This is a genomic window from Roseovarius sp. D22-M7 (assembly GCF_037083785.1).
Lineage (GTDB): Bacteria > Pseudomonadota > Alphaproteobacteria > Rhodobacterales > Rhodobacteraceae > Roseovarius.
Window position 1 is genome coordinate 68,334 of sequence record NZ_JBAPKY010000017.1, and the last position, 8,201, is coordinate 76,534.

The window sequence follows — 8,201 nt, forward strand, 5'->3', positions numbered from 1 at the left end:
CGGCATGTTTTCACGTTGCGTGATTCGGCATCATGGCTGCGCGAATATGATTGTTTGCTTTGCAAATCATTGCTCTGCCCCCTGTCGCTACCAAAGTCTACCAAATTGTCGCATACAGAACTTGAATTGTCGTCAAAGCTGTGTGAAGGTCCTCGCAGTTTGGCGTTGGCAGCAGGCGATGCTTAGATCAGACGACCCATCTAGCCGCTGCCGCAAGTATGAACCGGAGACAATCCGGCCGCGCCCAAGGTCGTCCGAGAGGACGGGCCAGATTAGAACAATTTGGTGAACGCTCGGACCGCCCCATGAAGGGTGCGCAACGGGCGGGCGAGAGCAGCGTTTCCCCAAGGGGGGTGCGCTGAAGGATTGAGCGTGACAAGGAGCGACGAGACGCATGGCAGACCTACATACCAACAGTGCGGAACTTGAACGGACCGAACAGGTCTATGGCGACGATCCGCTGGCAGATCGTGAAACCGATCATTATCGCAAGGAATACGTCCGGACCTTCGTGGACAAGTGGGACGAGCTGATCGACTGGCGCGCCCGCGCCGAAAGCGAAGGGCAGTTCTTCATCGACATCCTGCGCGCCCGCGGCAAGGAGCGCGTCCTAGACGTGGCGTGCGGCACAGGGTTTCATTCCGTCCGTCTGACCGAAGCCGGCTTCGATGTCACGGCCGCCGACGGCTCTGCCAACATGGTGGCCAAGGCGTTCCAGAACGGACAGGCCCGCGGGCTGATCCTGAAGACCGCGCATGCCGACTGGCGGTGGCTGAACCGCGACATCCAGGGCAAGTATGACGCGATCATCTGCCTCGGCAATTCCTTCACCCATCTGCACGAGGAAAAGGACCGCCGCCGCGCACTGGCCGAATTCTACGCCGCGCTCAAGCATGACGGCATCCTGATCCTCGACCAGCGCAACTATGACGCGATGCTCGATCAAGGCTTTTCGACCAAGCACAAGTTCTACTATTGCGGCGACAAGGTGACGGCCGAGCCGAGCCATGTCGACGAGGGCCTGTGCCGGATGGTCTACAGCTTTCCCGACGGTGAGCAGTACACCCTCAACATGTGCCCGATCCGCAAGAACTATGTCCGTCGCCTGCTGAACGAGGCCGGCTTCGAGCGGGTGCGCACCTATGGCGACTTCCAGGAAACCTATGCCGAGGAAGAGCCCGATTTCTTCATCCACGTGGCCGAGAAATCCGCGCTTCACCTGGTGCGGTGGGGCGGCGTCAAGGAAGACGGCAAGACCGATATCCGCGACGTCACCGAGGATTACTACGACAGCGACGACGCCGACACGTTCTATTCGACGATCTGGGGCGGCGAGGACCTGCATATCGGTCTTTACGACACCACCGACGACATCCGCATGGCCAGCGACCTGACCATCGCCGCGATGGTCAAGCGCCTGCCCGGGCTGTCCGAGGCGAGCCGCGTTCTGGACATGGGCGCCGGCTATGGCGGGGCGATGCGGACGCTGGTGCGCGAAACCGGCGCCAACGCGGTGTGCCTGAACATTTCCGAGACCCAGAACGAGTACAATCTCGGCAAGATCCGCGCGGCCAAGCTGGGCAACAAGATCAATGTCCGGCACGGGGTGTTCGAGGATGTGCCCGAAGAAGATGGCACCTTCGACGTGGTCTGGAGCCAGGACAGCTTCCTGCATTCCGATCAGCGCGACAAGGTGATGGCCGAGGCGTTCCGGGTGCTCAAGCCCGGCGGACACCTGATCTTTACCGACCCGATGCAGGCCGACGACGTGCCGCCGGGCGTCCTGCAACCCGTCTATGACCGGCTGCAGCTCAACAGCCTGGGGTCGATGCGGTTCTACCGCGAAGTGGCCGAGGCGCTTGGGTTCGAGGTGGTCGAGCAGGACGACATGACCGGGCAGCTGCGCAATCACTACGCGCGTGTCCGCGAAGAGTTGCTGGCCAACTACGAGCGGCTGCGCGAGAACGGCAGCTCTGCCGAGTATCTCGACAAGATGGCCGTCGGGCTGGAGAACTGGGTCAAGGCCGCCGATGCCGGGCATCTGGCCTGGGGCATCCAGACCTTCCGCAAGCCTGCCTGAACCGGTATCGCCGGGCAGGTCCGCGACAGGGCTTGCCCGGTTACCGCGTTGTTTCCACAGATGGAGTGCTATCGATGACCGGGCCAATTCCCGATCACCAGATCGACGTATCGTTCGAATTGTTCCCGCCCAAGACGGATGCGGGTCTCGAGACGCTGAACAAGGCCGCGGGTCGCCTCGCCGAGGTCGGGCCGGAATATTTCTCTGTCACCTACGGGGCCGGCGGCGGCACCCGCGAACGCACCGCGCGCGTGGTGCGGATGGTGGCGCAAAGCACCGGCTTGCCCGTGGCGCATCACCTGACCTGTGTGGGCGCGTCGCGCGCCGAGGTCGACGCGCAGGCGCGGGCGCTGTGGGACAGCGGGATCCGCCGCATCGTCGCGCTGCGCGGCGACCTGCCCGAGGGCGAGACGCTGGCCGAGGACGGGTATCACGACGCCGCCGAACTGGCCGCTGGCCTGCGGAAAGTGGCGGATTTCGACATCGCCGTCGCCGCCTACCCGGAAGTGCATCCCGAGGCGTCGAGCGCCCAGGGCGATATCGACCACCTCAAGCGCAAGCTGGATGCCGGCGCGAACTGCGCGATCACGCAATACGCCTTCGAGACGGACACCGTCCTGCGCTTCATCGACCGGGCGCGGGCGGCGGGCATCACCGCCCCGATCGTGCCGGGCATCATGCCGGTGGCCAACTTCGCGTCGATAAAGAGATTTTCCGAAGGCTGCGGCGCCTCTATTCCGGACTGGATGGAAGAGATGTTCGCGGGCCTCGACGAGGCGCCCGACATGCACGCCATGGTGGCCACCTATCTTGCGGCGCAGCAGTGTCAGCGCATGATAGACGCTGGTATTGACGCGTTTCACTTCTATACCTTGAACAAGCCCGATCTGTCGCTTGCCATATGTCGGGCGCTAGGTATTCCGGTTGGGCCGGCGAAGGCCGTCGCTGCCTGATCCGCGAGACGAGAGGACATTATTCCGATGACAGCCGATATCAGAGACCACGCCGCCAAGCGCATCCTTGTGCTCGACGGGGCGATGGGCACCATGATCCAGAATGAAAGCCCGGACGAGGCCACATATCGCGGCGAGCGCTTTGCCGATCACCCGCATGATGTGGGCGGCAACAACGAGTTGTTGAGCCTGACGCAGCCCGAGATGATCCGCAAGATCCACGCGGATTTTCTGGAGGCGGGCGCGGACATCCTGTGCACCAACACCTTCGGGGCCAACGCGATCAGCCAGGCCGATTACGGCATGGAGGACATCGTGTACGAAATGAACGCGGAAAGTGTACGCCTTGCGCGCGAGGCCGCCGACGATGCCTCGACGCCCGAACGCCCGCGCTGGGTTGCCGGCGGCATCGGGCCGACGAATCGCACCGCGTCGATCAGCCCGGATGTGAACGACCCCGGCTTTCGCGCGGTGACCTTCGACGATCTGGCGAAAGCGTATGGCGACGCCGCGCGCGCGCTGATCGAAGCAGGCTGCGACCTGATCCTGGTCGAGACGATCTTCGACACGCTCAACGCCAAGGCAGCACTTTTCGCCATCGACAGCCTCGCCGACGAGGGGCTCGAAGTGCCGCCGCTGATGATCTCGGGCACCATCACAGACCGGTCGGGGCGCACGCTGACCGGCCAGACGCCAGAGGCGTTCTGGGTCTCGATGAGCCATGCGCGCCCGTTCTCCATCGGGCTCAACTGTGCGCTGGGCGCGGGCGAGATGCGCCAGCACGTGCGCACCCTGTCGGAAGTGGCCGACACCCGCGTCAGCGCCTATCCCAATGCGGGCCTGCCGAACGAGATGGGCGGCTATGACGAGCAGCCCGAGGAAACCGCGAAGCATATCGGCGAATGGGCCGATTCGGGCCTCGTCAACATCGTCGGCGGCTGCTGCGGCACGACGCCCGATCACATTCGCGCCATCGCCGCGTCGGTCGAAGGCAAGACACCCCGTGCCATTCCGGACACAGTGCGCCGCATGCGGCTGAGCGGTCTGGAAATGTTCGAGGCGGCGGGGATCGCAACAGGGGAGGACGCGGCATGACCACCGGCGTTTCCAGTTTCATCAATATCGGCGAGCGAACCAATGTCACCGGGTCGGCCCGCTTCAAGAAGCTGATCATGAACGGCGATTACGACGGCGCGCTCGACGTGGCGCGCGCCCAGGTCGAGAACGGCGCGCAGATCATCGACGTCAACATGGACGAGGGGCTGCTCGATTCGAAAGAGGCGATGATCACCTTCCTCAACCTGATCGCGTCGGAACCCGATATCAGCCGCGTGCCGGTGATGGTCGACAGTTCCAAGTTCGAGGTGATCGAGGCCGGTCTGAAATGCATCCAGGGTCGCTCGGTCGTCAACTCGATCTCGCTGAAGGAAGGCGAAGAGGCGTTTCTCGAACAGGCGCGCACGGTGCGGCGCTACGGCGCGGCGGTGGTCGTCATGGCTTTTGATGAGGGCGGGCAGGCCGAGACCGCGCAGCACAAGTACGAGATCTGCCGCCGGTCCTACGACCTGCTGACTCAGAAGGCGGGTTTCGAGCCGTGGGACATCATCTTCGATCCCAACATCTTCGCGATCGGCACCGGCATCGAGGAGCACAACGATTACGCCAACGCCTTCTTCGACGCGATCAAGCTGATCAAGGCCGACATGCCCGACACCCATATCTCTGGCGGGCTGTCGAACGTGTCGTTCAGCTTTCGCGGCAACGACCCGGTGCGCGAGGCGATGCATTCGGCGTTCCTCTACCATGCCATCCCGCTGGGGCTGGACATGGCGATCGTCAATGCCGGGCAGATCACCGTCTATGACGACATTCCCGACGAGCTGCGCGAGCATGTCGAGGACGTGCTGTTCAACCGCCGCGACGACGCGACCGAGCGCCTTCTGGACATCGCCGACAAGTATCGCGGATCCGGCGAGGCCACCAAGAAGGAAGACCCCAAGTGGCGCGAGCAGGCGGTCGAGAAGCGGCTTGAACACGCGCTGGTGCATGGCATCACCGATCACGTCGTGGACGATACCGAGGAATGCCGCCAGCGCGCCGACAAGCCGCTCGACGTCATCGAAGGCCCGCTGATGGACGGCATGAACGTCGTCGGCGACCTCTTCGGGGCGGGCAAGATGTTCCTGCCGCAGGTGGTGAAATCGGCGCGGGTCATGAAGACCGCCGTGGCGCATCTGCTGCCCTACATGGAAGAGGAAAAGCGGCTTCAGGGCGACACCTCGGCCAAGGGCAAGGTGGTCATGGCCACGGTGAAGGGCGACGTGCATGATATCGGCAAGAACATCGTCGGCGTCGTGCTGCAATGCAACAATTACGACGTGGTGGATCTGGGCGTGATGGTGCCCACAGAGGACATCCTTGCCAAGGCCAAGGAAGAAAAGGCCGATATCATCGGGCTGTCGGGGCTGATCACGCCCTCGCTGGACCGGATGGTCGACGTCGCCGCCGAGATGAAGCGGCAGGGCTTCGATCTGCCGTTGCTGATCGGCGGCGCGACCACCTCGAAGAAACACACCGCGCTGAAGATCGCGCCCGAATACGAGCATGGCGTGATCCATGTCGACGACGCCTCGAAAGCCGTCGGCGTGGTCTCCAAGCTGCTGTCGAAGACAGCGCGGCCGGATTATCTCGCCGAGGTTCTGGACGGGCAGGACAAGATGCGCGAGGGGTCGGCCAAGACCGGCGACCGCGCCACCACGCCGATCGAGACCGCGCGCGCCAACGCCTTCGACGGCGGCTGGTCCGAGTACCGCCCGCCGGCGCCGCAATCGCCGGGGGTGACGGTGATCGACGACATGCCGGTCGAGACCCTGCGCGGCTATATCGACTGGGGTCCGTTTTTCGACACGTGGCAGATGCGCGGGCGCTTTCCCGACATCCTCGACCATCCCGAGATGGGCGAGACCGCGCGCGAGCTTTACGACAACGCGCAGAAGATGCTCGACCGGATCGAGGCCGAGGGCTGGTTCACCCCGCGCGGCGTCGTCGGCCTGTGGCCGGCCAATGCCGAGGGCGACGATATCCTGGTCTGGAAAGACGAGGACCGCACCGATCTTGCCGTGCGCATGCCGCAACTGCGCCAGCAGGGCCAGAAATCCGGCAAGAAGCCGCATATGTGCCTGTCGGATTTCGTGGCGCCCAAGGGCACGCCCGACTGGGTCGGCGGCTTTGCCGTGACCACCGGCCCCGAGGTGCACGAGATTGCCGACCGGCTGAAGGCCGAGGGCAACGATTACGAATCGATCATGGTTCAGTCGCTGGGCGATCGCATCGCCGAGGCCTTCGCCGAGGCGCTGCACGAGCGCGTGCGCCGGTCGCTCTGGGGGTTCGCGCCCGACGAGCGGCTGTCGAACGAGGACCTGATCGTCGAGAAGTACCGCGGCATCCGGCCGGCGCCGGGCTATCCCGCCTGTCCCGATCATACCGAGAAGTCGAAGATCTTCGATCTGTTGCAGGCGCCCGAACATACCGGCCTCGAACTGACCGAGTCCTTCGCGATGTGGCCCGCCGCGGCCGTGTCGGGGATGTATTTCGCGCATCCCGAGGCGCGGTATTTCGGCATCGGCCGGCTTGGCCCCGACCAGGTCGAGGATTACGCGCGGCGCAAGGGCATGGATCTGGCCGAGGCCGAGAAGTGGCTGGCGCCCAGCCTTGGCTACACGCCGGCCGCGGCCCGCGAGGACGCGGCCTGAACCGCAGGAATCTCCCGGCCGCGCCCGGGTGGACACGACAACGAAAGACTTGAGAAGGAGAGGAACGAGATGAGCGACAAGACATGGCTTTTCACCAGCGAATCGGTGTCCGAAGGGCACCCCGACAAGGTCTGTGACCGGATTTCCGATGCGGTTCTGGACGCGTATCTGACCGCCGACCCGCTGAGCCGCGTCGCCTGCGAGACGCTGGCCACCACCGACCGCGTGGTCATCGCCGGCGAGGTCCGCGGCCCCGCCGATGTGCGCCAGCATGTCGAGGAACTGGCCCGCCAGGCGATCCGCGACATCGGCTACGAACAGAAGGGGTTCTCGTGGAAGACCTGCTCGGTCGAGAACCTGCTGCACGAACAGTCCGCCGACATCGCCATGGGCGTGGATGAGGGCGAGAAGGGCGAAGAGGGTGCCGGCGATCAGGGCATCATGTTCGGCTATGCCTGCAACGAGACCGACGAATTGATGCCGGCGCCGATCCAGTTCGCGCATCGAATCCTGCGGCACATGGCCGAAGACCGCAAATCCGGCGCGCAGCCCGGCTTTGGCCCGGATGCCAAGAGCCAGGTGACGCTGAAATACCGCAATGGTGTTCCGGTCGGCGTCGATACGGTCGTGGTCTCGACCCAGCACAAGGAAAACGTGACCCAGGACGACATCCGCGAGTTGGTCAAACCCTACATCAAGCGAGCCTTCCCCGACGACTGGTCGCTGCCCGATGACCGCCTGATCGTGAACCCCACCGGGCAGTTCATCATCGGCGGCCCCGATGGCGACGCGGGCCTCACCGGGCGCAAGATCATCGTCGACACCTATGGCGGCGCGGCCCCGCATGGCGGCGGCGCGTTTTCCGGCAAGGATCCGACCAAGGTGGACCGCTCGGCGGCCTATGCCGCGCGCTATCTCGCCAAGAACGTCGTGGCGGCGGGGCTGGCCGATAAATGCCAGATCCAGTTGGCCTACGCGATCGGCGTGCCGGAGCCCGTGGCGATCTATGTCGACACGCTGGGCACCGGCCGCGTCGACGAGGACAAGCTTGCCGCCACGCTGCGCGACATGGTCCGCCTGACCCCGCGCGGCATCCGCGAACATCTCGACCTGCTGCGCCCGATCTACGCGCGCACCGCGGCTTATGGTCATTTCGGCCGGGCCCCGACCGAGGATGGCGGCTTTTCCTGGGAAAAGACCGACCTCGCTCAGGATCTGGCCGGCGTGTTCGGCGTCACGAAAGCCGCCGAATGACGCGCCACACACCCGAAACAATCAAAGGACGAACGACATGAACAAATCGGAAAAGATCAACCCTGACGATTACATCATCAAGGACATCGCGCTTGCCGCGTATGGCCGCAAGGAGATCGACATCGCCGAGACGGAGATGCCGGGGCTGATGGCGTTGCGCGA

At 64.3% G+C, this 8,201-nt stretch carries 6 protein-coding genes; all 6 read left to right on the forward strand.

What is annotated here, in order from left to right:
* Positions 1 to 394: 394 nt before the first annotated feature.
* Positions 395 to 2,080 carry a glycine/sarcosine N-methyltransferase gene (locus V8324_RS09830; RefSeq protein ID WP_336419759.1) on the forward strand — a complete coding sequence of 562 codons (1,686 nt, stop codon included), beginning with the start codon at positions 395 to 397 and terminating at the stop codon, positions 2,078 to 2,080.
* 74 nt (positions 2,081 to 2,154) lie between these two features.
* A complete protein-coding gene (gene metF, locus V8324_RS09835; protein WP_336419760.1) occupies positions 2,155 to 3,033 on the forward strand; it encodes a methylenetetrahydrofolate reductase [NAD(P)H] in 879 nt (292 codons plus the stop codon).
* Between the two features lie 27 nt (positions 3,034 to 3,060).
* Positions 3,061 to 4,128: a homocysteine S-methyltransferase family protein gene (locus V8324_RS22365; protein ID WP_442970506.1), complete on the forward strand. Its 1,068-nt coding sequence runs from the start codon at positions 3,061 to 3,063 to the stop codon at positions 4,126 to 4,128.
* The gene (gene metH, locus V8324_RS09840) at positions 4,125 to 6,785 is read left to right on the forward strand and encodes a methionine synthase (protein ID WP_442970507.1); all 2,661 of its coding nucleotides are present in this window, start codon (positions 4,125 to 4,127) and stop codon (positions 6,783 to 6,785) included. The genes V8324_RS22365 and metH overlap by 4 nt, the downstream gene beginning before the upstream one ends.
* Positions 6,786 to 6,854: 69 nt before the next feature.
* Positions 6,855 to 8,039, forward strand: a complete 1,185-nt coding sequence (gene metK, locus V8324_RS09845) for a methionine adenosyltransferase (protein ID WP_336419761.1) — start codon at positions 6,855 to 6,857, stop codon at positions 8,037 to 8,039.
* 37 nt (positions 8,040 to 8,076) lie between these two features.
* A partial coding sequence (locus tag V8324_RS09850; RefSeq protein ID WP_336419763.1) for an adenosylhomocysteinase occupies positions 8,077 to 8,201 on the forward strand: 125 nt, incomplete at its 3' end.